Source organism: Lactobacillus corticis, from assembly GCF_018327645.1.
Taxonomy (GTDB): domain Bacteria; phylum Bacillota; class Bacilli; order Lactobacillales; family Lactobacillaceae; genus Lactobacillus; species Lactobacillus corticis.
Genome location: NZ_BMAY01000068.1, coordinates 1 through 206, shown reverse-complemented (window position 1 = coordinate 206; position 206 = coordinate 1). Strand labels below are relative to the sequence as shown.

Sequence of the window (206 nt, the reverse complement as noted above, 5' to 3'; positions counted from 1 at the left end):
GTCGGGATTACCTGATACGTGGAAAAGGCCACCGTGTCGGCTTGGTACATCAGGTCAAAGCCTGCTACGAACGACAAGACCGACGAGTTCTTGATCAGGTTGATGAACTGGTTCCCCAGCGGCGGCAGCGCTGCTTTGAAGGCCTGCGGCAGAATCACGTATCTCATGGCCTGCACGTAGGTCATCCCGTTGCTTCGTGCGCCTTC

At 56.8% G+C, this 206-nt stretch carries 1 protein-coding gene; it reads right to left on the bottom strand.

All coding sequences use genetic code 11. The features are described 5' to 3' along the window. On the bottom strand, positions 1-206 hold a 206-nt coding region (locus tag KI210_RS08755), incomplete at both ends, for an ABC transporter permease subunit (protein ID WP_212781479.1).